22 protein-coding genes are annotated in these 25,324 nt (G+C 60.7%); 5 read left to right on the top strand and 17 right to left on the bottom strand.

Features of this window, described 5'->3' with window-relative positions:
- Window positions 1–89 precede the first annotated feature (89 nt).
- The 3 genes from FSO04_RS25860 (at window position 90) to FSO04_RS25850 (ending at window position 3,249) form a co-directional block, all read left to right on the top strand.
- The gene (locus FSO04_RS25860; protein WP_154563827.1) at window positions 90–1,490 is read left to right on the top strand and encodes a DHA2 family efflux MFS transporter permease subunit; all 1,401 of its coding nucleotides are present in this window, start codon (window positions 90–92) and stop codon (window positions 1,488–1,490) included.
- 409 nt (window positions 1,491–1,899) lie between these two features.
- On the top strand, window positions 1,900–2,829 hold the full coding sequence (locus FSO04_RS25855; protein WP_154563825.1) for a LysR family transcriptional regulator: 930 nt from the start codon (window positions 1,900–1,902) through the stop codon (window positions 2,827–2,829).
- A 177-nt stretch (window positions 2,830–3,006) separates the two neighbouring features.
- The gene (locus FSO04_RS25850) at window positions 3,007–3,249 is read left to right on the top strand and encodes a hypothetical protein (RefSeq protein ID WP_154563823.1); all 243 of its coding nucleotides are present in this window, start codon (window positions 3,007–3,009) and stop codon (window positions 3,247–3,249) included.
- A 63-nt stretch (window positions 3,250–3,312) separates the two neighbouring features.
- On the opposite strand, the gene FSO04_RS25845 is transcribed toward FSO04_RS25850, so the two are convergent.
- From FSO04_RS25845 to FSO04_RS25835, 3 genes are all read right to left on the bottom strand, one after another.
- Window positions 3,313–4,029, bottom strand: coding sequence for a Crp/Fnr family transcriptional regulator (locus tag FSO04_RS25845; protein WP_154563821.1), 717 nt, complete (start codon window positions 4,027–4,029; stop codon window positions 3,313–3,315).
- A 219-nt stretch (window positions 4,030–4,248) separates the two neighbouring features.
- Window positions 4,249–4,491: a hypothetical protein gene (locus FSO04_RS25840; RefSeq protein WP_154563819.1), complete on the bottom strand. Its 243-nt coding sequence runs from the start codon at window positions 4,489–4,491 to the stop codon at window positions 4,249–4,251.
- Between the two features lie 117 nt (window positions 4,492–4,608).
- Window positions 4,609–4,860 (bottom strand): DUF1488 family protein, encoded by a 252-nt coding sequence (locus tag FSO04_RS25835; RefSeq protein ID WP_093644935.1) that lies wholly within the window; start codon window positions 4,858–4,860, stop codon window positions 4,609–4,611.
- Window positions 4,861–5,265: 405 nt separating this feature from the next.
- Between FSO04_RS25835 and FSO04_RS25830 the strand changes: the two genes are divergently transcribed.
- Complete coding sequence (locus FSO04_RS25830) at window positions 5,266–6,345, top strand: glycosyltransferase family 2 protein (protein WP_168435846.1); 1,080 nt, start codon at window positions 5,266–5,268, stop codon at window positions 6,343–6,345.
- Window positions 6,346–6,452: 107 nt separating this feature from the next.
- On the opposite strand, the gene FSO04_RS25825 is transcribed toward FSO04_RS25830, so the two are convergent.
- From FSO04_RS25825 to FSO04_RS25815, 3 genes are all read right to left on the bottom strand, one after another.
- The gene (locus tag FSO04_RS25825) at window positions 6,453–7,178 is read right to left on the bottom strand and encodes an amino acid ABC transporter permease (protein WP_154563817.1); all 726 of its coding nucleotides are present in this window, start codon (window positions 7,176–7,178) and stop codon (window positions 6,453–6,455) included.
- A gap of 2 nt (window positions 7,179–7,180) precedes the next feature.
- On the bottom strand, window positions 7,181–7,906 hold the full coding sequence (locus tag FSO04_RS25820; protein WP_154563815.1) for an amino acid ABC transporter permease: 726 nt from the start codon (window positions 7,904–7,906) through the stop codon (window positions 7,181–7,183).
- A 105-nt stretch (window positions 7,907–8,011) separates the two neighbouring features.
- Complete coding sequence (locus FSO04_RS25815) at window positions 8,012–8,833, bottom strand: ABC transporter substrate-binding protein (RefSeq protein ID WP_154563813.1); 822 nt, start codon at window positions 8,831–8,833, stop codon at window positions 8,012–8,014.
- Window positions 8,834–9,135: 302 nt separating this feature from the next.
- Between FSO04_RS25815 and FSO04_RS25810 the strand changes: the two genes are divergently transcribed.
- The gene (locus FSO04_RS25810; RefSeq protein ID WP_054039606.1) at window positions 9,136–9,357 is read left to right on the top strand and encodes a hypothetical protein; all 222 of its coding nucleotides are present in this window, start codon (window positions 9,136–9,138) and stop codon (window positions 9,355–9,357) included.
- Between the two features lie 125 nt (window positions 9,358–9,482).
- Here FSO04_RS25810 and FSO04_RS25805 read toward each other — a convergent pair whose 3' ends face one another.
- From FSO04_RS25805 to FSO04_RS25745, 11 genes are all read right to left on the bottom strand, one after another.
- A complete protein-coding gene (locus tag FSO04_RS25805) occupies window positions 9,483–10,796 on the bottom strand; it encodes an MFS family transporter (RefSeq protein ID WP_154563811.1) in 1,314 nt (437 codons plus the stop codon).
- A 187-nt stretch (window positions 10,797–10,983) separates the two neighbouring features.
- On the bottom strand, window positions 10,984–11,376 hold the full coding sequence (locus FSO04_RS25800; protein WP_154563809.1) for a hypothetical protein: 393 nt from the start codon (window positions 11,374–11,376) through the stop codon (window positions 10,984–10,986).
- Between the two features lie 64 nt (window positions 11,377–11,440).
- Window positions 11,441–12,007 carry a nucleotidyltransferase domain-containing protein gene (locus FSO04_RS25795; protein WP_154563807.1) on the bottom strand — a complete coding sequence of 189 codons (567 nt, stop codon included), beginning with the start codon at window positions 12,005–12,007 and terminating at the stop codon, window positions 11,441–11,443.
- A 177-nt stretch (window positions 12,008–12,184) separates the two neighbouring features.
- The gene (locus FSO04_RS25785; RefSeq protein WP_154563803.1) at window positions 12,185–13,237 is read right to left on the bottom strand and encodes a GSU2403 family nucleotidyltransferase fold protein; all 1,053 of its coding nucleotides are present in this window, start codon (window positions 13,235–13,237) and stop codon (window positions 12,185–12,187) included.
- Window positions 13,238–13,436: 199 nt separating this feature from the next.
- Window positions 13,437–15,155 (bottom strand): SpoVR family protein, encoded by a 1,719-nt coding sequence (locus FSO04_RS25780; RefSeq protein WP_154563801.1) that lies wholly within the window; start codon window positions 15,153–15,155, stop codon window positions 13,437–13,439.
- Window positions 15,152–16,423: a YeaH/YhbH family protein gene (locus FSO04_RS25775; RefSeq protein ID WP_168435845.1), complete on the bottom strand. Its 1,272-nt coding sequence runs from the start codon at window positions 16,421–16,423 to the stop codon at window positions 15,152–15,154. The genes FSO04_RS25780 and FSO04_RS25775 overlap by 4 nt, the downstream gene beginning before the upstream one ends.
- A 187-nt stretch (window positions 16,424–16,610) precedes the next feature.
- On the bottom strand, window positions 16,611–18,533 hold the full coding sequence (locus FSO04_RS25770; RefSeq protein WP_154563799.1) for a PrkA family serine protein kinase: 1,923 nt from the start codon (window positions 18,531–18,533) through the stop codon (window positions 16,611–16,613).
- An 817-nt stretch (window positions 18,534–19,350) separates the two neighbouring features.
- Window positions 19,351–20,112 (bottom strand): hydratase, encoded by a 762-nt coding sequence (locus FSO04_RS25760; RefSeq protein WP_154563795.1) that lies wholly within the window; start codon window positions 20,110–20,112, stop codon window positions 19,351–19,353.
- 316 nt (window positions 20,113–20,428) lie between these two features.
- Window positions 20,429–22,195 (bottom strand): methyl-accepting chemotaxis protein, encoded by a 1,767-nt coding sequence (locus tag FSO04_RS25755; protein WP_154563793.1) that lies wholly within the window; start codon window positions 22,193–22,195, stop codon window positions 20,429–20,431.
- Window positions 22,196–22,691: 496 nt separating this feature from the next.
- Window positions 22,692–23,732 carry a LacI family DNA-binding transcriptional regulator gene (locus tag FSO04_RS25750; RefSeq protein WP_154563791.1) on the bottom strand — a complete coding sequence of 347 codons (1,041 nt, stop codon included), beginning with the start codon at window positions 23,730–23,732 and terminating at the stop codon, window positions 22,692–22,694.
- Window positions 23,733–24,152: 420 nt separating this feature from the next.
- Window positions 24,153–25,115, bottom strand: coding sequence for a sugar ABC transporter substrate-binding protein (locus tag FSO04_RS25745; protein ID WP_154563789.1), 963 nt, complete (start codon window positions 25,113–25,115; stop codon window positions 24,153–24,155).
- Window positions 25,116–25,324 lie beyond the last annotated feature (209 nt).

Below are 25,324 nucleotides of genomic sequence, written 5' to 3'. Positions count from 1 at the left end.
GTCAATATGATGACGGAATCCCCCCAACGATCGCTCCGAGCTCGGCCCGCCGGTCCGTCCGCCCCGCCGCCCCCGCAGCTCAATTGAACATGAACAAGGATTCCGCCCAGACCGCACTACTCTGGATCGTCGCTGCCGGCTTTTTCATGCAGTCGCTCGACACCACGATCGTCAACACCGCGTTGCCGTCGATTGCGAACAGCCTGCACGTCGCACCCCTCGCGATGCAGCCGATCGTGGTTGCCTACACGCTGACCATGGCGATGCTCACCCCTGCGTCGGGCTGGCTCGCCGACCGCTTCGGCACGCGGCGCGTCTATTTCGTGGCGATTCTGATATTCGTGCTCGGATCGATCTGCTGCGCGAGCGCGCATACGCTCGGTCAACTGGTGATGGCGCGGGTCCTGCAAGGCCTGGGTGGCTCGATGCTGCTGCCGATCGGCCGGCTCGCCGTCCTGCGGAGCGTCTCGAGCGAGCAATACGTGTCGGCGCTCGCGTTCATTTCGATTGCCGGCCAGTTGGGGCCGATCGCCGGCCCGACACTCGGCGGCTGGTTCGTTGAGGCCATCACGTGGCACTGGATCTTTCTGATCAATGTGCCGATCGGTGCGTTGGGGCTCTATGCGGTGCAGCGGTTTTTGCCGGCGCATGGCGAAACCCAGGCGCCGCCGTTCGACTTCGTTGGTTGTGGGCTGCTGTCGCTGTGCATGATCGCGTTTTCGCTGGCCGTCGAGGTGCCGGTCGAGACGCATCGCGCGGCATGGTCGGCGGGTCTCTTCGCGCTCGCGGTAGTCAGCGCGCTCGCCTACATTCCGCACGCAAAGCGCCGCAATAATCCACTCTTCAAACTCTCGCTCTTTAGCGAACCGAATTTCAGCGTGGGTCTGATCGGCAACCTGGTGTGCCGCATCGGCTCGAGCGCCGTACCGTTTCTCGTGCCGTTGCTGCTGCAATTGCAACTCGGCTACACACCGCTGCATTCCGGCCTGATGATGCTGCCTGCCGCACTTGCCGGCACCCTCACCAAACGCTGGATTGCGCCGCTCGTGCGCCGCTACGGCTATGACACGTTCCTGCTCGTCAACACGATAATCGTGGGGTCGGCGATCGTTGCGTTCGCATTGATTACGCGTGGTACGCCGCTCATCGTCGAGATCGTGATTCTGGCGGTGTTCGGCGGCGCCAACTCCATGCAATTCGCGGCGATGAACAGCGTCACGCTCAAAGGCCTCTCGCATGAAGATGCCGGCAGCGGCAACAGCCTCTTTTCGATGGTGCAGATGCTGGCGATCGGCTTGGGTGTCTCAATCGGCGGCGGGCTGGTGAATCTGTTCTCCGCGCAATGGGGATCGGCGGCGCTCGGGTTCCGCCTGAGCTTCGTGTGCGTGGGCGTCATCACGCTGGTGTCCGCATGGGTGTTTCGCCATCTCGACGAAGCGCCCGTCACACGCAACGTGCGTGGCCAGGCGACCCAGGGCGCAGGGCGCTGACTGCCGGCGTGGCGGATTCGCGTACGCGCCGGGCCCTGGCTACGCTGAGTCGGACCTGACCGAGGCCGACTCAGCGCACTGCCGCCGCTACCCTCAGTCCGGCAAACGGATGCCGGACAATCCCTCGCACGCTTCGCTCGAATAAAAACTCGCGACATGATGACGCTCTCCGTTGATCAGTCATATATGCCTGACGCATGGTGAGAACCGCGTTCCATCGTGCAGCAGGCGAACCCGTGCAGATTAGCGCCAAACGAGTGCCTGACGCGATAGCGCGGCTGTCATTCCACTCATGATGCGGTGTCATTGATTGGCTCGGACAGATGGCGTTTCCCGGCGTCGTCGCATGAATTCAAACAGCGTTTCGCGATAGCATGTCATGCATTAATGCATAACAAAGGAATATCACATGCCATTTGACGAGCGCATGCTGAACGGTATGGGCGTGCTGACGGCAATTGTCGACTGCGGCAGTTTTGCGGCGGCAGGCGAAGCACTCGACATGTCGCAATCCGGCGTCAGCCGTTCGGTTGCACGGCTCGAAGCACGCCTCGGCATCCGGCTATTCGACCGCACCACCCGCTCGGTCACGCTGACCGACGAAGGCCGGCGCTTCTACGAACAGATTGTGCCGCTGCTCGGCGGACTCGAAGAAGCGGCGGCTTCCGCGGCGCAGGGCGCCACGGCGGTTCGCGGACGTTTGCGCGTGAACATGGACCCGTTCTTTTCGCGTCTTGTGCTGGGGCCGAGGCTCGGCGGTTTCGTCGATAAGCATGCCGATCTGCAGCTCGAGTTGATCACGCGTGACCAGTTAGGCGATATGGTTGCCGACGGTTTCGATCTCGCGATCCGTTTCGGTGACCCGCCGGTTTCGTCGCTCATTGCGCGCAAGCTGCTCGACACACGGGTTCTGACCGTCGCCGCGCCCTCGTATCTGAAGAAACATGGTCATCCGGCAAGCCCGGCTGAACTCGAAAGCGGCAAGCACGCATGCATCAAATTTCGTGATCCGCTAACGGGTTACCCGTTCAGTTGGGAGTTTCACCGCGGACGCAAGAAGACGGTGATTACGCCGCAAGGCCGCCTGACCGTGAACGACGTCGGCACCTTGCATAGCGTGTGCGCCGCGGGCCAGGGCGTCGCGCAGATTCTCGCCTTCGGCGCCGAGTCGTTGCTCGCCAGTGGCAAACTGGTCGAACTGTTTCCCGACTGGAGCGACGAGGTTTATCCGCTGTATGCGCTCTATCCTTCGCGACATCATCCGCCAGCCAAGGTGCGGGCATTCTTCGACTTCATCGTTTCGCTGACTGGCGCCCCGACACGCGAAACGACCGCTTGAATGGCGGCTTGAACGGCCGCTGGGCGAGTGTGACGCCTCGCTGACAGCCATCGAACGGCATCCGTGCGTTTATCGGCGTAGAAAGCGCGACTTCGCATCTTGTACGCTAGCGTGCAGACACAATCTCGCGGTGCGCGCAGGCTAAGTGAAGGCACTCACAGCACGTACGGAAAAACTATGTCGAACTACCCATTTGAGAGCGAGCTCGCCCATCTCGAACAGATTATTTCCTTTCTCGTGCCTGCTCCGCCGTTGGGCCTGCCCTACTGGCGACGCCGGATTCTCGCCTTGTCGCCGCCTGAAGGACGTCTACCGGTTGGCAGTGTCCAACGTATCGGCAGGTTAATGGACGTATTCGAGGAAATCGAACGCAAGGCTTCACCGGACGCGGCGTCCACAGCAAGGACAACGACACGCTAGCGCGCTGGACGGCGAGCCGGATCAGCAAGCAGTGCTCGCCCTCACTTCGCCAGGGGGCGTTCGCTAGATCGCCTGCAATGCCGGTAACAGCCGGTCGAATTCGCGTTTGACCACCGCGTAGCATTCACACACGTGGGCCTCCAGACCGGGCCGGTCCAGCACGGTGATATGGCCGTGGCTATAGCGGATCAAGCCGGCGTTCTGCAGTTTGAGCGCCGCCGCAGTAACACCGGAGCGGCGCACGCCGAGCATATTGGCAATGAGCTCCTGAGTCATACGCAATTCGTTCGACGGCAGGCGGTCGATGCTGAGCAGTAGCCAGCGGCACAATTGTTGATCGATCGAATGATGGCGGTTGCATACCGCGGTCTGCGCCATCTGGGTAATGAGTGCCTGCGTGTAGCGCAACAGAAGGCGCTGCATAGGCCCCCCGCGATTGAATTCGTCTTTCAGCATGCGGGCATTCAAGCGCCAGGCGCGGCCCGCGCTTTGCACGATCGCGCGGCTCGGCGTAGTCTCACCGCCCATGAACAGCGACACGCCGACAATGCCTTCATGTCCCACGATGGCGATCTCTGCCGAGGCGCCGTCTTCCATCACATAGAGCAACGAAATAATCGACGTGGTGGGGAAAAAGACGTGTTCGAGTTGACCGCCGGATTCGTAGATCACCTGACCTAACGGCAAATCGACTTCAACCAGATGCGACTCGATGCGCGCCCACTCCATTTCGGGCAACACCGCCAACAGGTGATTCGCTTTTGGGTCACCCTTGAGCATCGGTGGCTCCTTGCTGGGTTCCGGACGCGCCAGCGGCGCGGCTACGCATTGATCTGCGGAAACGGCGCAAGCACGCGTTCCGCTGCAGCGGTGATTATGAACCGCGCGCCGGACGCGCGGAATCGGGTAAAGCGCCCGCTTCGCTGCTGCCGTGAGCTTCAACGGGCACGGCACAAACAGAAAAACCGGCTTGACGCCGGTTATTTTCGTTCCGAATGCCTACAGAGCGACGGGTTTCTTTTTGAGCATCAAGGGTCGGCGCGTTTGCATCAGCGTGCGTTTCGCACCCAGCCACTTCGTCACGTGCTTGACCCATTGCTTGGGCGGGGCTTCATTGCCCTGCCCCTGCTGCGGCTCGTTTGCCGCCGGTGCGGCCGTTTTTTCGCTTTCGGCGAGGCGTGCTGCTTCGCGCCGCCGTTTGCTGTCGGCAATTTCTTCTAGGTTGACCTGGTCATCATCCATGCTGGAACTCCCGCGACAAAGCAAGGCGAGACGCCGGTAGGCGCCGCGCTGCTTCGGCTGTGGAACAAGGCGGCGCACGGCAGGTCCGGTTGGACCTACCGCGCCGCGCTCGCTGTATCAAGAAATCGTGTAGCGGTTTTGCGGACCGCCGACATACAGACCGCGAGCGAGCGTGAGGATTTGCTCGCGATGACGGTCGAAGGCTGCCAGCACTGCCGGCTCGTCGGAGCCTGCGCTCGGGCTCAGATTCGAAATGACCGAATTGTTGACAGTGAAGGCGATTTCGCGCGCATTGTCATAGCCCCAGAAATTGACACAATGACGGAAGGCGTCATAGCTGCGGCTTGGGTTCGGGAAGTTGAGGGACATTTCACGCTCCCGTGGTGTTTTCCTTCTCCACGGTGCGCTGAATATGGGGCGCGGTCAAGGTGTTGTTTGTAAGTGTGGGTGTTAGTCGGGCAAGCTGCCCGAATGCCACGACGAAGGGCGCGATCAGTCGCCGGCAGACCGTTCCGGAAAAAACCCGACGAAGGCGAACCGTCAGTGAGTTGATTTATTAACCGCTGACCCAACCGCTAGCCCAAGCGGCTTTGATGCGTTTTGGCATCAAAGCCGCACAAATTTTCCCCTTCGAACCCCTTTCACAGCGCGGACATTTCTTCCGATTTATTACGGATTATTTTTTTCCTGCAATGGACTATTTTGCTGCATGCAGCAATGTGTGCGCAAAGCGAACCGGCTGCCGCCCCTTAACAGATAAGAACGGAGACGCCTGTGTTCACCTTCTCCACTCCTACGTCCCGCACCTCTCCCAAGGTTTCCATTTGCCTGCCCACCTACAATCGGCCTGAGTTGATCGTCGAGTGCATCGATTCGTGCCTCGCGCAGACGTATGGCAATCTGGAGATTGTGATCGGCGACGATTCAAAGGACGCACGCACCCAGCAGTTGATCGCGCAACGCTACGCGAACGAGCCACGCGTGCGCTATGCGAAGAACCAGCCGGCACTCGGCCAGGCTCGCAACGTTGCGAGTCTGTTCGCGCGCGCACGCGGCGACAAGATCCTGCTGATTCACGACGACGACCTGCTCACCACCGACGGCGTCGAAAAGCTGGTGTCGCTGTGGAAGCTTCATCCGCGGCTCGAAGTAGCCTTCGCCGATCAGTACGAGGCCGATCACACCGGCGCCGTCGACTTCGAAGGCAGTGCACGCCTGAACACCGCGTTTCGACGCACTCGGGACGCTGAAGGCTTGCAAGCTTTGCCGGGCAGAACCGGCCTGATCCAGATGTTCCCGAACAACGGCTGGATGGCGAACGCGGAGCTTGTCAAACGGATCGGCTACAGCGACCAGCACGGCATGTGCTGCGATTTCGTGTTCGGCACCGAACTCTGTCTCGCGGCGCGCGAGGTGTTTTATCTGCACGAATACGTGTCGGTGTATCGGAAGACCGCGACGTCGATCTCGCATAGAACCCGCGGCACGACGGTTGCCGCGACCGTCAGTGCGTATGCGTTCGTCAAGGCGCTGAAACTGCCGCCGCAACTGGAACCGTCACGCAAGCTGGCGTTGCGCCGTCTCGCGCCGATCGTCGTCTCGGTTCATGCGAACAATCACCAGGTCATGCCCGGGTTGAAGATCGCGTTCACGCATCTCTTCGCCTACAACTATGGTTTCAGCACGCGGCTCTATTACCACCTGCTCATGCTCTCGCGTGCGGCCGTGAGCGTACGGCAGCGCGCAACGGTGGCTGCGGTGGTCGCGGCAGCACCGGCTGTTGTCACCGAGCCAGCCGCCGCTGTGACGGAGCTCGTCACGGACCTCGTGACCGATCAATCCGAACTGGTCTGACGCTGCCGTAGCTGGAAGCGGCTGTCCGTTCCTTCGCCGCAGCGCGTTCTATCGGCCCAATCGCCGGACAAACATCGCTGCGGTTATAAGGCTTTACGGCTAGCCGCTTAATCGCCAGACAACGCCTGGGTGGCGGCCGGTGCGCGTGGCCGCACGATGCGCTTGCGCCGCGTCAATGCATAAGTGGCGATGCGGTCAAGCGCCGTGCACAACACAAGATAGATGAAGCCGACGAACAAAAAGATCTGTGCGGGATAGACCATCAGCCGATTGCTGACCTGCGTCGCGACGAACGACAACTCGCCGACGCCGACGATATACGCAAGCGAGGTGTCCTTCACCAGCGACACCCATTGATTCACGAACGAAGGCGCCATGATGCGCATCGCCTGCGGCAGCGAAACATAGCGCAGTGTTTGCATCCGCGTGAGACCGAGCGAGAGCCCGGCTTGCCACTGGCCGTCGCCGACCGCACGAATGCCCGCGTGCACCGAGTGCGCGAGGTACGCACCGCCGATCAGCGAGAGCGCGCAGACGACCGTTGCGAGTCCGGGCACATCGACATGGAAGACCATCGGCAACAGGAAATACGTCCAGAAAATCAGCATCAGCACCGGAATCGCGCGGAAGAATCCGATCACGAGCAGCAATGGCACACGGGCGATGCGTCCCGCCAACGCCAATGCAATGCCACCTGCAAGGCCGAACACGGCCGACGCAAGCGCCGAACACAATGCCAGCACCAGCGTGAGCGCCGCGCCGCCGAGCGGTCCCTGCGGAAATGCGCCGATCAGCAGATACGGCAGGTTATGGGTGAACAGTGTCCACGTCATGCTCAGCGCCTCGCGAATGAACGGTCACGCGCATGCGCCACCGTATGCGAGACGGCTTCGATCAACGCGATAGCGACGATATACAACACGGTGGCCACACCGAACGCCTCGAACGTTTTTAAGCTCTCCGTTTCGACCTGACGCGACGCGTACGACAGTTCGGCCAGACCGATCGCCATGGTCAGCGATGAATTCTTCACGAGGTTCATGTATTGGCCGAAGAGCGGCGGCAGCGAAATGCGCACCGCTTGCGGCAAAACGACGTAGCGGAATGCCTGCAATGGCGTAAGGCCAAGAGCCGCGGCTGCGGCATGCTGACCACCCGGCACGCCACGCAAACCCGCCTGGAACTCCTCAGCGATGAAGGCCGCCGTGTAGCACGTAAGCCCGAGCCACCCGGCGACAAACTCGAACGACGGCCAGCGCAACACGTACGCGCCGAGGTGCACGTCATGCGGCGTGTTCAGCCATTGCATCAACGCGTCAGGCATCAGCGTGGCCGCGCCGAAGTACCAGAAGAACAGTTGCACCAGCAACGGCGTGTTGCGAAACACCAGCACATACGCGGCCGTTGCGCGGCGCAGCCAGGCATACCGCGCATGACGCGTGATCACCAGCGCGAAACCGGATACGGTGGCCGCGAGCGCCACCGTTAACGCGAGACCGACGGTGACACCGAAGCCTTGCCACAGCCACATCAGATACTTTGGAGCGAGCCACGCTTGCATCTTTGAACCTGCTTCTTTAAATCCGCTCTTGCGAAAACGCCGACGGGCACGTTGCCAACGTGCCCGTTCATTGCTGGGTGCCTGGGTGCTACAGCGACACGACGATCAGGTCTTGTCGCCGATCTTGAAGATGCGCGCGAGCGGCGTCTTCGTTTGCGGACCGAACCAGCGGTTGTAGATTGTCGCGGCCGAGCCGTCGGCTTCCAGTCCCTTCAGCGTGTCGTTCACGAAGCCGACAAGGCGCGTCTCGCCCTTCGGGATGCCGACACCCATGTAGTCGTTCGAAATCGTGAACGCCGGAATCTCGTAGTTCTGCTTGTCCGGCACGTTCGCGAGCAGGCCGACCAGCTTCGGACCATCCTGCGTGATCGCCTGCACGTTGCCCGCGCGCAAAGCCGCAAACGCGAACGGCGTGTCGTCGTATGCGACGATCGTGGCCTGCGGGAATTTCTCGCGCAGCGTGATCTCGTTGGTGGTGCCCTTGTCGGCACCCACTCGCAGGCTGTTGATCTGATCCGTCGACTTCAGCACGCCCTTCTTCGCCAGGAACTGCTGGCCCGACGAGAAATACGGAATGCTGAAATCGACCTGTTTGGCGCGCTCGTCGGTGATCGTGAAGTTGGCGAGCACCAGGTCCACTTTCTTCGAGGTCAGGAACGGAATGCGGTTGGCCGGATTGGTCGGTTGCAGTTCGAGTTTCACGCCGAGCTTGTCGGCAAGCGCCTTCGCGTAGTCGACGTCGAGGCCGACAATATGGTTGCTGGTTGCGTCGACGTAACCGAACGGCGGATTGCTGTCGAAGGTCGCGACGCGCAGTACGCCGGCTTTCCTGATGTCGTCGAGACGGTCGGCATAGGCGAGCCCCGGTACCGTCAGCGAGAGTCCCGTCAGTGTCATTAACCAGGCAGCGAGTATTTTCGATTTCATTTTTATGGATCTCTTGGTTTGTGCACGATGCTTGTTCAATATGCGTGCGATGTTTCAGAAACGGATGCGTGTTGGCGATATCCGTCATCAATCCGTCGCAAGCGCGAGGTGCAACCGATGGCCACGCATGGGCGTCACATTAGCAGCGACGCCTCGCGCTCCGAACCAAGAAATGCTCCTGTAATAAGCGCGTTTTCTGCTAAGCATCCACTCATTAGCAAACGTGTATTTGTCGCTTGGGCTTGCACGCGCGACTGATTAGGATGGGCCTCGAAGCGTCATCAGCCCGGAGGTTAATCGCCATGTCCGACAGTGCCTGTTTCAAGCCGCGTGTGATCGAGCCGGTCGTCGTCAATCAGCCGGAAGGACTGGGGCTTGCCGTGGAGTTGTGGCTTGCGCATCCCGTCGATGGGATCGCAGGGCGCGCCGTGCAGATTCATCTGCGCAGCGATGCGAAGATGGCGCAAGCCGAGTCGCTGCGCGACCTGCTTCATGCGCTGGGAACGGAGATTGTGGTGGCTTGAGCGTGCGCTTCGCGCCGTGCTTTCCGATGCGATAAAAAAACGGCGGCCGGGTTGCCCCGGGCCGCCGTCCTCAAAGAGCGCTCATGCGCGCTCTTCGAGCGTATCGCTGAAGCTCAATCTCACGCTCAAGGCTCAAGGCGCAGATAGCCTTCTTTCGAAGGATCGCGCATGCGCAGCGACACGAGACCTGCGATCGCGCACAGCGCGGTCACATACCAGTAGAACGTCGACTCGCTGCCCACCGATTTCAGCCACAGCGCGACGTATTCCGCCGAGCCGCCGAAGATCGCATTGGCCACCGCATACGACAACCCGACGCCGAGCGCGCGCACTTCCGGCGGGAACATTTCAGCCTTGATCAGGCCGCTGATCGACGTATAGAAGCTGACGATCGCCAGTGCCACGACGACAAGGCCGAAGGCCGCATACGGGCTCGTCACGTCTTTCAACGCGTGCAGCAGCGGCACCGTGCCGATGGTCGCAAAGAAGCCGAAGAACAGCATCGAACGACGGCGGCCGATGCGATCCGACAACGCGCCGAACGCCGGTTGCATGACCATGTAGACGAACAGCGCCGCGGTCATCACGTTGCTGGCCGTCTTGGCGTGCATACCGGCCGTGTTGACCAGGTACTTCTGCATGTACGTCGTGAACGTGTAAAAAATCAGCGAGCCGCCGGCCGTAAAGCCGAGCACCGTCGCGAATGCACCCTTGTGCAACCACAAGCCGCGCAGCGTGCCGGCTTCCTTGCGTTGGCGCGTTTCAGCCGTGGTCGTTTCTTCGAGCGATTTACGCAGATACAACGCGACCAGCGCCGCCAACGCACCGATCACGAACGGCACGCGCCAGCCCCACGCTTTCAGTTCTTCGGTGGAGAGGGTTTGTTGCAGGACCACCAGCACCAGCAGCGCGCACAACTGGCCGCCGATGAGCGTGACGTACTGGAACGACGCGAAGAACCCGCGACGGCCCTTGAGCGCGACTTCACTCATATAGGTGGCGCTGGTGCCGTACTCACCGCCCACCGACAGGCCCTGGAACAGGCGCGCGACCAGCAGCAGCGCCGGCGCCAATGCGCCGATCTGCGCATACGTGGGCAACACCGCGATCACGAGCGAGCCACCGCACATCATGAACACCGACACCATCATCGCGGTCTTGCGCCCGTGCTTGTCGGCGAGCCGGCCGAAGAACCAGCCGCCGATCGGGCGCATCAGGAAGCCCGCGGCGAAGACGCCGGCGGTGTTGAGCAACTGCGTGGTGGTGTTGCCGCTCGGGAAGAAGGCCGGCGCGAAATACAGCGCGCAGAACGAGTACACGTAGAAGTCGAACCACTCGACTAGATTGCCCGATGAAGCGCCAACGATCGCGAAGATGCGGCGGCGGGTGTCGTGTGCGTCGTAAGTCCTGGCCACGGTTTGGTCGGATAGGTCGGTCATGCTGTTGTCTTCCTTGTCTTTTAACGGAGGTAGCGGTCGTGGCGCCGCCTTCACAACGCGCGCATCGAGGTGCCGCGGTGGCACCTATAGCGCGCGTGCGCGAATTTTACAGAATGGCAAGGGAAAGATGGGGGGTTGTTAGGGGCAACGGGGCACTGGGCGGCATGATGCTGCAGCGCGGCATCGGTTATGGCTTGTCGGCTTTCAGCGCGTACCAGCTTGGCCATTGCTGCCTGATCAGTGCCTTGACGTTGCCCACAATCGCGATCAGGTCTTCGACAGCCTTAACCGACGGCGGCGGCGCAGGCGATTCATAGATTTTCTCGTTGCGTTGCCGCGCGGCGTATTCAATCTCCGAACGGTCGTCGAGATCGAGGTCCGGTTTGACGTGATCGAGCAAGGTTCCGATTACCTTAATACGGTGGCCATCCCCGCCACCTGGCGCCAGGCCATGGATGTAAATAAATCCAACAGCCAACGCGTGCACCGCTTCATAGGCATTGGCATAGCGCACGATGGGCGAATGTCTGTCGTCCTTTGCCGCCTGGAAAAACGACGCGGCGTTGCGGCGAAACTGCACGGCGTTCGCCGCGGTGAACGGCGTCTTACGGACGTACGCGGCGTTGAGCATGCCGGTTAGCTTTTCAGTCAGTTGAAGTGGAAACATCGAGCATGATTTTCGGGCCTTGATCGATTGACTCTAGCACGGGATCCGAGCGGCGCTTTTGCTCCCACTCATGCTCCGGGTACACGCTCACGTGGATTTCCCTGCCAAGCGCCTCACCTGCCACGTCGAGTTCGCGTTGCACGCGGCCGAGACGCGCGTCGCCGATCACCATGACGTCGATGTCACTAGCGGACCCAGCCGTTCCAGCGGCCATCGAGCCGAAGATGAACGCGTACTTTATTTTGTCGCTGATCATGGCCAGCGCGCGCTCGATCGGCTCCTTCAGGCCAAAGCTCTTGACCGCGATTTGTCGCAGCTCCGGGTAAAGCGGATGCTGAGTGTTCGCCTGGTAAAGCGCACGTCCGCCGGACTGCTGAAGGACCACGTCACCTGCAAGCAATTTCGCGACGAAGTCCTGAGTGGAGCTTCGGCCGCCGCCGCTCAACTCGAACAATTCAGAAAGCGAATAAGCGCGTTCCGGGTTCAGAACAAACGCGCCCAGAATGCGCTGCTGTTTAGGTGTGAGAAGAAAGTCCGCGAGCATCAAATACCCTTTTTCGGTACTTTGTTACCGGAAATCGGTATTTGAAATTAAATACCGGAAACCGGTAAAATAGTACCGTTTTCCGGTAAAAGACGCAATGCGACGGCGGCATCGCGCATGTCGTCATCGAGCACCGAGAACAGACGCATCTCGCGGATCAGATGCGGCGGATGTCGCTCATCCCGAGAGGCTCGTTGCAAGCTCTTCGAGCCCGGCTTCGTGAGCGTCACGCATTAACGCTTCGACTTCAGGCAAGGTGCGGCGCACAAGTGCTCGCGCCGATCGCGGAAGTTCGGCGCAGGCGTCTTCGATGTCGCCGGTGCGATGTTCACCGAGCATGGCCAGCAATACCGACGCCTGGCGCACATCCTTTTGCGACTTGACGAGCGTGTTCGTTCGCAGGCGCGACACGAGTAGTTTGTGAATGGCAAAGCGGGCTGCGTCAGGCACGCGCACGGGCACAGCGCCATGCCGTGACACGAGCGTTCCGGCCTGGGATCGGCCTAGCAGGTAGGCCAGATACGGCAAGCCCGTGGCATGCGCATTGAGCTCGGCCACAGGCACCGTGGGAAACGAATCGTCATGCGAGGGAACCAGCAAGTCGACATGAAAGCGCGACTTCCCTGCCTCTGTAAACGATGTGGACGCCTCGCCGCGTTTCATGGCAGGGACCGGCACGAAGTTAATTCCAGTCTCCTTGAGCATCGCGAGCAGTCCGCCTTCGGGAAGATTGACGAGCGCGAGCTGATGCCGGCGCGCGATATCGATATCCTCGGTCTCGTATGAGACGGCCTTGATGCCGAGCGAGTTGAGAATCACGGCGTAAGCGTGCGAGCCGACCAGCACAGCCCCGGCCTCGAAAAGGCCGTAATTGTAAAGAACGCCGACGGTAGCGTAGGTTTTGTTGTCTGCCAGTTGAAAACCCAGCTTGCCGAGATCGCGGATTCGCGAGATGAGATCCTTGCTCAGATCGATGCGTTGCCGCACCTCCTCCACCCGGCTATCCACCTCTGGATCGCCCTTTGGACCGCCAAGGCTCTCCTCCTGCTTCTTGCCTTCCGGCCCCATGTACTGACGGGCGTAGTAGATAGCCCCGCCCCGTTTATGTTCGATAACCGTTCCGGGCGCGCCCATCAGGACCTTGTCCTGAGTGGCCGCGGCCTGTTCGATGTTGGCGAACTGGGAGCAGTAGGCTTGCTCTTGCTGCTCGTAGAGAGGAAAAGGCGGCATGGGACCTTTCAGTAATTTTTTATATTTTACTGAAAAATGCCCGTCTGTGGTTTTTTCAGTACTTTTTCACGAATTACTGAAAAACGGAGGCCAGGCGACCAGCCAGACTCCGAATGACGAAAGCCCCTGTTCGTCATAGACAAACAGGGGCTTCGGACACATCAGAAAACCAGCCTCCACGCGACAAGGCCGAGCGAACTCAAACCCTTATCGCCGGCGGCACATACTTACACTCATACCGCTTCCTCACCGTGCCATTCTCATCGACGCTTTCCAGGTAGACGTCGAACTGCCACAAGCGCGCCATGTGCTTGAGCACTTCATCGCTGTCGCCGGACAGATGCCGGTTGTCGCTCATGAAATGCCGCAGCGTCAGACTCCGGTCGCCCCGCGTATTCACCGCCCACACCTGGATATTCGGCTCCCGATGATGCATGTCGTACTGCCGCGACAACGCCTGACGCACGTACTGATACCCGCTGTCGTCATGAATCGCGGACACTTCGAGCGCATCGCGCATGTCGTCGTCGAGCACCGAGAACAGACGCATCTCACGGATCAGATGCGGCGACAGATACTGCGCGACGAAACTCTCGTCCTTGAAGTTGCGCATCGCATAGTGCATTGCCTGCAGCCACGGGCTGCCCGCCAGTTCGGGGAACCACTTGCGGTCCTCCTCCGTCGGCGATTCGCAGATCCGGCGGATATCGCTCATCATCGAAAAGCCGAGCGCATACGGGTTAATGCCGCTGTAGTACGGTTTCGTGACCGGCGGCTGGTAGACCACGTTGCTGTGCGAATGGAGAAACTCCATCATGAAGCCGTCTTCCAGCTTGCCCTGGGCATACATCGTGTTGAGCAAGGTGTAATGCCAGAACGTCGCCCAGCCTTCGTTCATGACCTGGGTTTGCCGCTGCGGATAGAAATACTGGCCGACCTTGCGCACGATGCGGATCACTTCCCGCTCCCACGGCTCGAGCAGCGGTGCGTTCTTCTCCGCGAAATACAGCAGGTTTTCCTGCGGCTCCGGCGGATAACGCTCCTCGATTTCCTCCGGCAACGGCGTATGCCGGGTCGGCAAGGTGCGCCACAGTTCGTTGACCTGCGATTGCAGATAAGCCTCACGTTCGCGGCGCGCCGCAAACTCCTTTTCCAGCGACAGTTTCTGCGGACGTTTGTAGCGGTCCACGCCGTAATTCATCAACGCATGGCACGAGTCGAGCAGCTCCTCCACCCGGTCAAGCCCGAAGCGTTCTTCGCACTCCGCGATGTAATTCTTCGCGTAGACGAGGTAATCGATGATCGCGTGTGCATCCGTCCACAGCTTGAACAGATAGTTGCCCTTGAAAAACGAATTGTGGCCATAGGCCGCGTGCGCGATGACGAGCGCCTGCATCGTCATCGTGTTCTCTTCCATCAGGTAAGCGATGCAAGGGTTCGAATTGATGACGATCTCGTACGCCAGCCCCATCTGCCCGCGACGGTAGCTCTTTTCGGTGGAGAGAAAGTGTTTGCCGAACGACCAGTGACGGTAGTTCACCGGCATGCCGACGGACGCGTAAGCGTCCATCATCTGTTCGGCGCTGATGAGTTCGAGCTGGATCGGATACACGTCGAGTTCATATTGCTCTGCAACACGGGCAATATGCGAGTCGTACTCTTCGATCAATTCGAAGGTCCAGTCGGACGGGCACGGCAGAGGCCGTCTATCGGCTACGTTCATACGGACTTCCCTTTGCCCCTCAGTGGGCGTTCCGGTGTGTCCCCGTGCTGCAGCGGCGTCGACTGCTCCGGCTGCGGCGGCTCCCGTATCGTCCGCCTTCGCCTCGGCATGCCCCGACTGTTGCTGCTGCGGCACGCCTTTCCCGCGCGCCGGCTGATCGCCGCGCGCTTCGTTGTGCAGGGGCTTTGCCGTCATGAAGACGCCACCTGCTTTTCAAACAACTCCCGAAACACCGGATAAATGTCAGCCGCGGTCTCGACCTTCTTCATCGCCATGTGCGGCTGGCTCAGCGCCAACTGTGCATATTCGAGCCACAAGTTCTGCTCTTCCGGCGTAACCTGGATATACGCAAAATAGCGCACCTTCTCCAGGATGTCATCCGAAAGTATCTTGCGGCACTTGGGCGAATCGTCGGTCCAATTGTCGCCGTCAGAAGCCTGAGCGCCGTAAATATTCCATTCAGTCGGCGAATAGCGCTCGTCCATCACCTTCTGCATCAGCTCCAGCGCGCTCGACACCACCGTGCCGCCGCTTTCCGTCGAATGAAAGAACGTGTCTTCGTCGACCTCTTCGGCGCGGGTGTGGTGGCGAATGAACACCACTTCGATCTTTTCGTAGTTACGCTTGAGGAACAGATACAGCAGGATGAAAAAGCGCTTGGCGAGATCCTTGCGCTGCTCGTCCATGGAACCGGACACATCCATCAGACAGAACATCACCGCCTGGCTGGACGGCGTGGGCTGCTTCACCCGGTTCACGTAGCGCAGATCGAACGGATCGATAAACGGAATGCGCCAGATGCGCCCGCGCAAATGGTGGATTTCCTCTTCGAGCAGTTTGATCTCCTCGCGCCGGTCGTCCGGATCGGCCTTCATCACTTCGAGTTGCCGTTCCATCTCGTGCAACTGATTGACGAGCGGCGCACCAAGCGCAATCCGGCGGCCGAGCGCGCTGCGCAGCGAACGGACCACGTCGATATTGTTTGGCGTGCCTTCGGCCGCCCAGCCGGCGCGGATGCTTTTCCACGTGGGCACGGCCATCAGATGGGTTTTGACGAGACGCGGCAGTTCGAGGTCGTCGAAGAAATACTGCATGAATTCTTCGCGGCTCAGCTCGAACACGAAGTCGTCCTGACCCTCGCCCTCGTTGCTCGCCTGGTTGCCCCCGCCTCCGCCGCCGCCCCCTTGCGGGCGCTGGATCTTGTCGCCGCGGATGTAGTCGGAATTGCCCGGATGCACCATTTCCCGCTTGCCGCCGGGACCATGCCGGAACGACGGTTCCGCGATGTCCTTGCGCGGGATGGTGATGCTCTGGGTGTTCTGAATATCCTTGATGCTGCGATCGCGAACCGCTTCCGAGACGGCGCGACGAATGTAGTTTTTAACGCGACGTAAAAAACGCTCGCGGTTTGCAATGCTCTTGTTCTTACCAGCTAACCTGCGGTCGATGATTTGATGAAGCACGCCCGGTCTCCAGTATCGACCGGAGTTGGCGCTTCAGCGCTTACTCCGGTCCTATGCAGTCGCAATTTCCGCTGCGCGAGACGCACGTTGCAATAGGCATGTCCGCAAACACAACGCTATGTCCATGCAACTTGCGCTTCGCAAGGTGCCCGCGCGGTCGGACCGCGCGGGCGGCACGCAGTGCGTATCATGACGACTTGCGCACGCGCAGATACCAATCACACAGCAAGCGCACCTGCTTCGGCGTATAGCCCTTCGTCACCATGCGATTGACGAAGTCTTCGTGCTTGCGTTGCTCTTCCGCCGAACCCTTGGCGTTGAACGAAATCACCGGCAACAGCTCTTCCGTGTTCGAGAACATCTTCTTTTCGATCACGACGCGCAGCTTCTCGTAGCTGATCCACGCGGGATTCTTCCCCGCATTCGCAGCCCGCGCACGCAGCACGAAGTTCACGATCTCGTTGCGGAAGTCCTTCGGGTTGCTGATGCCCGCAGGTTTCTCGATCTTCTCCAGTTCGGCGTTCAGCGCCGCGCGGTCGAAACTCTCGCCGGTGTCGTGGTCGCGGAACTCCTGATCCTGAATCCAGAAGTCTGCATACGTCACGTAGCGATCGAAAATATTCTGACCATACTCGGAATACGACTCCAGATACGCGGTCTGAATCTCCTTGCCGATGAACTCGGCATAGCGCGATGCCAACACGTCCTTGATGAACGACAGGTACTTCTGTTCGGTTTCCGGTGGGAACTGCTCGCGCTCGATCTGCTGTTCGAGCACGTACATCAAATGCACAGGGTTCGCCGCGACTTCCGTCGAATCGAAGTTGAATACGCGTGACAGGATCTTGAACGCGAAGCGGGTCGACACGCCGGTCATCCCTTCATCCACGCCCGCGAAATCACGATACTCCTGATACGACTTGGCCTTCGGATCGGTGTCCTTGAGATTCTCGCCGTCGTACACCTGCATCTTCGAGAACAGGCTGGAATTTTCCGGCTCCTGCAAGCGCGTGAGCACCGACATCTGCGCCATCATCTTCAACGTACCCGGCGCGCATATCGCACTGGCCAGCGACGAATTGCGCAGCAGCTTCTCGTAGATCTTGACCTCTTCACCGTAGCGCAGGCAGTACGGCACCTTCACAACGAAGATCCGGTCGAGTAGTGCTTCGTTGTTGCGGTTATTTCGGAACGCCTTCCATTCCGACTCGTTCGAGTGAGCGAGGATGATGCCATCGAACGGGATCGCGCCGAAGCCCTCCGTGCCCTTGAAGTTGCCTTCCTGAGTCGCGGTGAGCAGCGGGTGCAAGACCTTGATCGGTGCCTTGAACATTTCGACGAACTCGAGCAGGCCCTGGTTCGCAAGGCACAGGCCACCGGAGTAGCTATATGCGTCCGCATCGTCCTGCGCATACTGTTCAAGTTTGCGGATGTCGACCTTACCGACCAGCGACGAAATGTCCTGATTGTTTTCGTCACCCGGTTCGGTCTTGGCGATACCGATCTGACGAAGGATCGACGGGTAGCGGCGCACCACGCGGAATTTGCGGATGTCGCCGTTGTATTCGTGCAGGCGCTTCACCGCCCACGGGCTCAGAATGTTTTTCAGGTAGCGGCGTGGAATACCGTATTGCTCTTCGAGGATCGGACCGTCCTCGTCGTAATCGAACAGACCGAGCGGCGACTCGTTCACGGGCGAGCCCTTGATCGAGTAGAACGGCACGCGTTCCATGAGTTGCTTCAGACGTTCCGCGATCGACGATTTACCGCCGCCGACCGGTCCCAGCAGATACAGAATCTGTTTCTTTTCTTCGAGCCCCTGGGCCGAGTGCCGGAAGTAGGCGACCACCTGCTCGATCACTTCTTCCATTCCGTAGAACTCACGGAATGCGGGGTATACCTTGATGACCTTGTTCGCGAAGATACGCGACATGCGCGGATCGTTGCGAGTGTCGATCTGTTCTGGTTCACCGATTGCCGTCAACATGCGTTCGCCAGCCGTAGCGTACGCGGCGGGATTGTCTTTGCAGAGCGCGAGATACTCCTCGAGCGAGAGCTCATCTTCTCGCGTTTTCTCGAAGCGGGTCGCGAAACTGCTGTAGATATCCATGCTACCTCCTCGCCGAAGTCTAGACCGATGTCGTGCGCGGCGCGCTATTCGGAAACGACATCGCTCGAATTCATCCTAAACCCTTTTAAATTTTTTTTCACGAACTACGTTGCGAAAATCGCGCCGTACCCGCCTCCCAACATTCCTCACTTGGAAACACAGATTCGCTCACCTACAATCTTCCGCTCACATCACAGCGAATGTGCAGCGATCTCCGGCTCACGTTACTGCCTCTCCTGCGCCCTCTGCTCGCCATGATGACCAGCACGGCTCGCTATGCTCCGTTACACGAATCGTCTCGTTCATCGAACGATCCCACTGCTCTACCAGACGGCCTGTCTGCATGCGCACACTTTCTTGCATTGAGCACGGACGTCATGCGTTTTCTATGCCCGGAACCTTTTTTCATCAACGCGCGGCATCGCCATTTGGTCTACAGCGACATGCGCTGTGTTACATGTTCGTTCGCCGCGCTGACCTGAGACGCTGTTCACCGACGCATCTGCAAGCAGTTCGTCAACGCGCTGGCGGTATTGTTCCGCACTATTTCGCTTGAAGCGGGGTGTGTTGCCGCCCGCTTGCTGCCCATGCCTGCCTCGCGTAGTAACCGCGTCGGCGATATGGTTAGCCGCATGTATAACTGGATCACAGCAGCGCATCGGGTCGCTTCATAGGTGTATACGGCTAAGCGCGCAGTGCGGATGCTGCGGCAAATGTAAAACGGCCGCCCGTGGGCAGCCGTTTGCCTGATACTTCGTAATCAGCGGTTACAAGCGGACCATGACGAGCGCGCCGTTACAAGTACACGACGACACGCTCAGGTCAGTTCAATCTCCACTTCCCCAAGGCCGTCGATGTGGCCGCGCACGATGCCCGGTTTGTCCACATTGTGCGCACCGACGTATGAACCGGTGGTGAGCGTCCATTCCGGCTCGATTGTGATGCCCATGGCGGCGCAATGGTTGACGAACCACACCAGCAGTTCACGCGGGTCGCCGGCCGGATTACCCGTGGCTTCGTGCACCAGCGAGTTGCCGTCGAAACTCAGCTCGAGCTCGGGCGATACGAAATCGAAGCTGCGTGCAAGGCCCGCATAGGCAACCGGATGACCGGTGATCAACGCGCCGTTGTTCTGTGCGTCGGCCAGTTGCGCGAGCGGCGCGACATTGGGCCACTCGGCAAAGCGGCTATCGACGATCTCGATGGTCGGCAGCACGACGCCGACCTTCGACAGCACCTCGTCGCGCGCATAAGCCCGGCCGCGCGGCTCGATCGCCTCGGCGAAACGAAAGGCGACCTCCAGCTCCACCAACACCCGGAAAAAGCCGGTATGGGCCACCCGTCCGGGCGACGGCAGCACCAGCGAAGCCGGGATCGGCGCGCCCGCGGCGGCCCCGCCAGGCGCTCTGGCGCCGATCTTCCACGCGCCCGTCGAGTCGCCGAGGCCCACGATGACGGCCTGCTGGATCGCGTACGCGGTTGCCGCGTCAGGCGGCAGGCTGTCGGGTGGGGGCGCATCGATCGGGCGATGCTGCCGGCGGGCTTCGACGAGGCGGTGCGCGAGGTCGTATGGCGTCATGTCGGTCCTTTATGGCTGGCGCGTTGAGCGTTGGGTTGCCGCGCTGAGTTGCAGCAGTTGGGAAAAGCGGGCTCACGGTCCGCGCGCTGACTGCCTGTCGCGGCAAGGTTGCCGGTACAAGCGGTAGTCGCGCCCGTCAATGTACCGGATCACGACGCTTGCCAGGGTGTAGACAACGCTTGTGAACGTTACTTAGTCCGCAGACCATGAAAAAAGACCGCGGTTGCAGGCGCAATCGCGGTCTTTGTCGTCATGCGGCCGATCCGCACAAGCGTCGTTCCGTCTGATGCATCATCGGGAACGAATGTTGCAACGCTCAGAAGGTTTCCCAATCCTGATCGCTTCCGGCGCTCGCCGTTGCCCGGGCCGGTGTCTTCGCCGGCGCGGCGGCAGCCGGTGCCGGTGTCGCTGCGGGCGCAGCAGGTGTCCTGGCTACCGGGGTGGCTTGTGAGGCGGAATGTGACACCTTCCGTGCCGCCATTGGGCGAACCGGCGCAGTCACGCGCTTCGGCGCCGCGCTCACCGGCGCCTTGAAGCCGCTTTCTTCGAGCTGGAACACCGCGACCGCGGTACGCAGCTTGCCGGCCTGATCTTCGAGCGAAGACGCTGCTGCAGCGGCTTCCTCGACCAGCGCGGCGTTCTGCTGTGTCACCTCGTCCATCTGCGTGACGGCGCGCGCCACCTGGTCGATGCCGCTGCTTTGCTCTTCCGAGGCCGCCGCGATCTCACCCATGATGTCGGTCACGCGCTGCACCGCACCGATGATCTCGGTCATGGTGCGGCCGGCTTCGTCGACCAGCGCCGAGCCGGACTGCACACGTTCCACCGAGGTGTCGATCAGTTCCTTGATTTCCTTGGCCGCCGCCGACGAGCGCTGCGCGAGGCTGCGCACTTCGCCTGCCACCACGGCGAATCCGCGCCCTTCTTCGCCGGCCCGCGCCGCTTCCACTGCCGCATTCAGGGCCAGGATGTTGGTCTGGAACGCAATCCCTTCGATGATCGAGATGATGTCGGCGATCTTCGCCGAACTCTGATTGATGTCGCCCATCGTGCCGACCACCTGGCCGACCACCGCGCTGCCCTTGTTGGCAATCTCGGACGCATTGGCCGCCAGCGAGCTCGCCTGGCGAGCGTTGTCGGCGTTCTGCTTGACCGTGCCGGTCAGCTCTTCCATGCTCGACGCGGTTTCCTGCAGCGCCGAAGCCTGCTCTTCCGTTCGCGAGGACAGGTCGATATTGCCGGCCGCGATCTGGCGCGTGGCCGTCGCAATCGATTCACTGCCGCTGCGCACCGTACGCACCGTTTCGGTGAGGCTGCGCTGCATTTTGGCGATACCTTCGAGCAACTGCCCCATTTCGTCGCGCGAGGTGACCACGACCGGGCGGCGCAGATCGCCAGCGGAGATCGCGTCGAAATGGCCGAGGGCTGCGTCGAGCGGGCGGCCAATCGCGCGGCTGAGCGTCAGGTAGGACAGCGCGGCGGCAAGCACGCCGACCAGCAGCGCACCGGCGCTCACCATACGGAACACCTCGAAACTGCTTTGCGCGGAGTCGAAACCTTGCCTGGCCGAGACGAACTGGAACTTGCGCAGCGCGTCATCCGAGGTGGAGAGGTCGTTGTATGCCGCCTGCAAGCGCTTGGCACCGTCGACGATCTTGCTCTGGTCGTTCGCCGTGACGATTGCCGCAAACGAGTCCAATTGCTGATGCAGCGCGTCGCGTTTGGAGACGACGTCCTGCGCAAGACGGTCTTCCTCGGTGTCGCGCGGCAGATCCATATACTTTTTCCACCACATGTCGGACTCCACGCGCATCGCACGCGCGCGCTCCATCGTCGACGCCACCTCCGGCGTGCCGAGCATGAACGCGGCCCGGTCGAGCGCCAGCCGTTCGCGCGCCGCATAGAGCTCGGCGTTGCCGATATCGACCGCGCCCGGCATTGCGTTGGTGAACGTGTCCTTGTAAGCGTCATTCGAACGGCTCATGCCGAACAAACCGAAAACGCCGATGGCGACTAGCAGCGCGGCGAGAAAAGCCATCGTGAGGCCAATCCGCGCCTTGATCGTGATGCCTTTGTTCAACATGCTCGTTCCTGTACTTAACAAATGAGAAGCTGCGTGCGCAGCGCGGGGTAGCGTGTGGCTCTGCGTACATGGCGCCGATTTGAGGCCGCGCTCTAATAGTCGTGTTTACGGCATCTGATCTGCATACTTGAAGGATTTATATGGTATGAAGAAAGACGTTGTAAGCAATTGGAAGAAATTACAAAGCGCTGACAGGCCGCGCTCATGCGGATGTCACGCAGCGCTTCTGACATTCAGGGAATTGAATTCAGGCGGCTCGGAAGACCGAACGCGGATAGGCGAGACGGATTCAGGCGGGGTTCAAACGAGATTCAAGCGGGGTTCAAAACGGAACCCTCGACCTGCGGAGCGCAACGGCGCGCTTGAAAACGGGCACGAAGCACTCGCGCCCGAATCTGTGCCCAACTCCCGCGCACGATCCATGCATGGCGGAAAAGCGGCATCAAAACCGAACGCGAGGCTTTTCGGCTCGCGCCCGGCAACGCAATCATCGATATCAGGCCGCCAGATCGCGCCTCGCCACGCCGGCCCATGTCGAGGTCGATTCGCGCACGATCAGGCGCGGCGACACGACGCGCCGGCGCCCCAGCGCGCGCGGACTGCCCGACGACGTCCCGGCAATGCGTTCGATCAGCGTCTGCGCGGCCATGTCGCCAAGCGCGCGGACCGACTGGCCGACCGTCGAGAGCGCCGGATAGGTGAATCGTCCCAGTTCGATATCGTCGAAACCGATGATCGAGCAATCGCGCGGCACGCTGATATTGCGCTCCGCCGCGGCGCGCAGCGCGCCGATGCCCATCATGTCGTTGCCGGCAAAAATCGCCGACGGCTTCACCGTGTCGAACAGTTGTCCCGCCGCGCGATGGCCGCCCATCCCCGAAAAATCGCTTTCGACAATCGCCCCGGCCGGAATCTCGATACCGCGCTCGGTCATGGCGCGGATGAAGCCGTGTACCCGCATGGCGCTCACCGCCGTCTTCACGGGCCCGGTGATGCAGCCGATCCGCACGTGCCCCAGTTCGAGCAGATGCCGCGTTGCAAGATAGCCGCCCTTCTCGTGGTCGATCTGCACCAGATCCGCGTTCACACCCTCGATATTGCGGTCCACGACGACCAGCGGCTCGCGGGCGTCGGCAAGCGTCTGCGCCAGCACCGCGTCGTCGCCCGCGGAGGCGACGATCAGTCCGTCGATACGCTTTTCCTGCAGTACGCGCAGATAGTTACGCTGCTTGGCCGGATCGTCGTCGGAATTGCAGAAGAACAGGCAGTAGCCGTTGCGCGAGCAACCATCTTCGATACCACGCGCCATCTCCGCGAAATACGGGTTCGTACTGTTCGGCACCACCAGACCGATCGTCGCCGTCGCCCGCGCCTTGAGCGAGCGGGCCACCGCCGACGGTACATAGTGAAGCTGACGGATCGCGTGTTCGACCTTCGCGCGCACGTCGGCCGACACCGGCCGTGAGTTGTTCACCACGTGCGATACCGTCGTGAACGACACGCCTGCCACGGCCGCTACATCCTTGATCGTCGCCATAACCTGTTGCTCTCCTGCCTGTTGTTCCCGCCGGCCACGCCATCTGGCAACCCACCGGACGTCTTCCTCGAAGACAGACCACACCCATGAATACTTGCCTTACCGCACTGATTGGCGATCGCGCCGAACGTCTCGTACGTCAGAAAGGCGATCCGGCAGCGAGAACAGCACGATCATCGCCAGCAGTCCGCCGGCGAGGCTCAGGTAATTCGAAAAGCCGAGCCGCGTGCCGGCCGCCTTGTCGCTTACCTCTGGATTTAACGGCGGCTCAGCAGGTTTCTTGAGCGGTTATTGAATTGACGCGGATTCGCCTGTCTTGTGCCATGCATTCAGCAGGCAGCGGCGTGAGCGCGAGCCCGCGTGCCTCGGCGTGTTGCGGTGCTTCTTGCGAAGCGTATTTCGGTACTGACTGCCCGACGCTTACTTTGTCACGAGGTCGCACGGCGTTTCCACCACGCCGGACAGCTGCGACTGCTTCTTGCGCTCGCTGATCGCCTTCAGTGCGGTGTCGATACCGAACACGGCCTGCTTGGCGGCGTACTGGTCCGCGGTGGCGAGCACGCGACCGTCCTTGAGCATCGGCTTGATCGCGTTGATGTTGTCGTAGCCGACCACCAGCACCTTGCCCTGCTTGCCGGCCGCGCGTACGGCCGAGACCGCGCCGATCGCCATGTTGTCGTTGCCGGCGAGGAGCGCCTTCAGGTTGGGATACTCATTGAGCATGGCCGACGCCACCGCGTTGCCCTTGTCGATTTCCCATTCGCCCGATTGCACCGACACGACCTTCGCGCCGACGGTCTGCATGGCGTCCTTGAAACCCGCGGTGCGTTGCTGCGCGTTGGTGGTGGTCGACACGCCTTCGATAATGCCGACTTCATCGCCCGCCTTCAGCTTTTTGGCCAGATAGTCGCCGACCTTCTGCGCGCCCTTGCGGTTATCCGGGCCGACGAACGGCACGTTCAGGTCTTTCGACTTGAGCACGTCCGGGTCGAGCCGGTTGTCGATATTCACGACGATGATGCCCGCGTCGATGGCCTTCTTGACGACCGGCACCAGCGCCTTCGAATCAGCCGGGGCCAGCACGATCGCATCGACCTTCGAGACGATCATCTGTTCGACGATGCGGATCTGGTTCGCCGTATCCGTCTCGTCCTTGATACCGTTGGTGATCAGGTCGAACTGCGAGGCATTGTGTTTCTGGTAGTCCTTCGCGCCGGTTTCCATGGTCAGGAAGAACTCGTTGGCGAGCGACTTCATCACCAGCGCGACCTTCGGCTTATGGGCCGGCGTAGTTTGCGCGTAAGCGGAGGAAAACGGCAAAGCGGCGGTGGCGGTGACGAGAACAGCGGCCGCCAGCATGCGGCGGCGAATGCGATGGCTCATGCTTATCTCCAGGGTTTGTCGGGCTCGCGGGCGAGCCGTATTTTTAGTGACGCGCAAACGTTTGCGAGGCCTATTCTCAGCGTGCCCTTCTAGGAATGTCAACGATTCGCAGTGTTGCGGGGCACCGGCCCGCAGAAAGTGCGTCGATGCGATGCGCTCGATGGCTTCGGCGTAGTGTCGCGAATAGGCGCACCGGCAGGCTGTGTTCT

It is taken from the genome of Paraburkholderia madseniana, from assembly GCF_009690905.1.
GTDB lineage: Bacteria > Pseudomonadota > Gammaproteobacteria > Burkholderiales > Burkholderiaceae > Paraburkholderia > Paraburkholderia madseniana.
The sequence above is the reverse complement of the archived record's forward strand: the minus strand, read 5'-3'. Positions and strand labels throughout refer to the sequence as shown.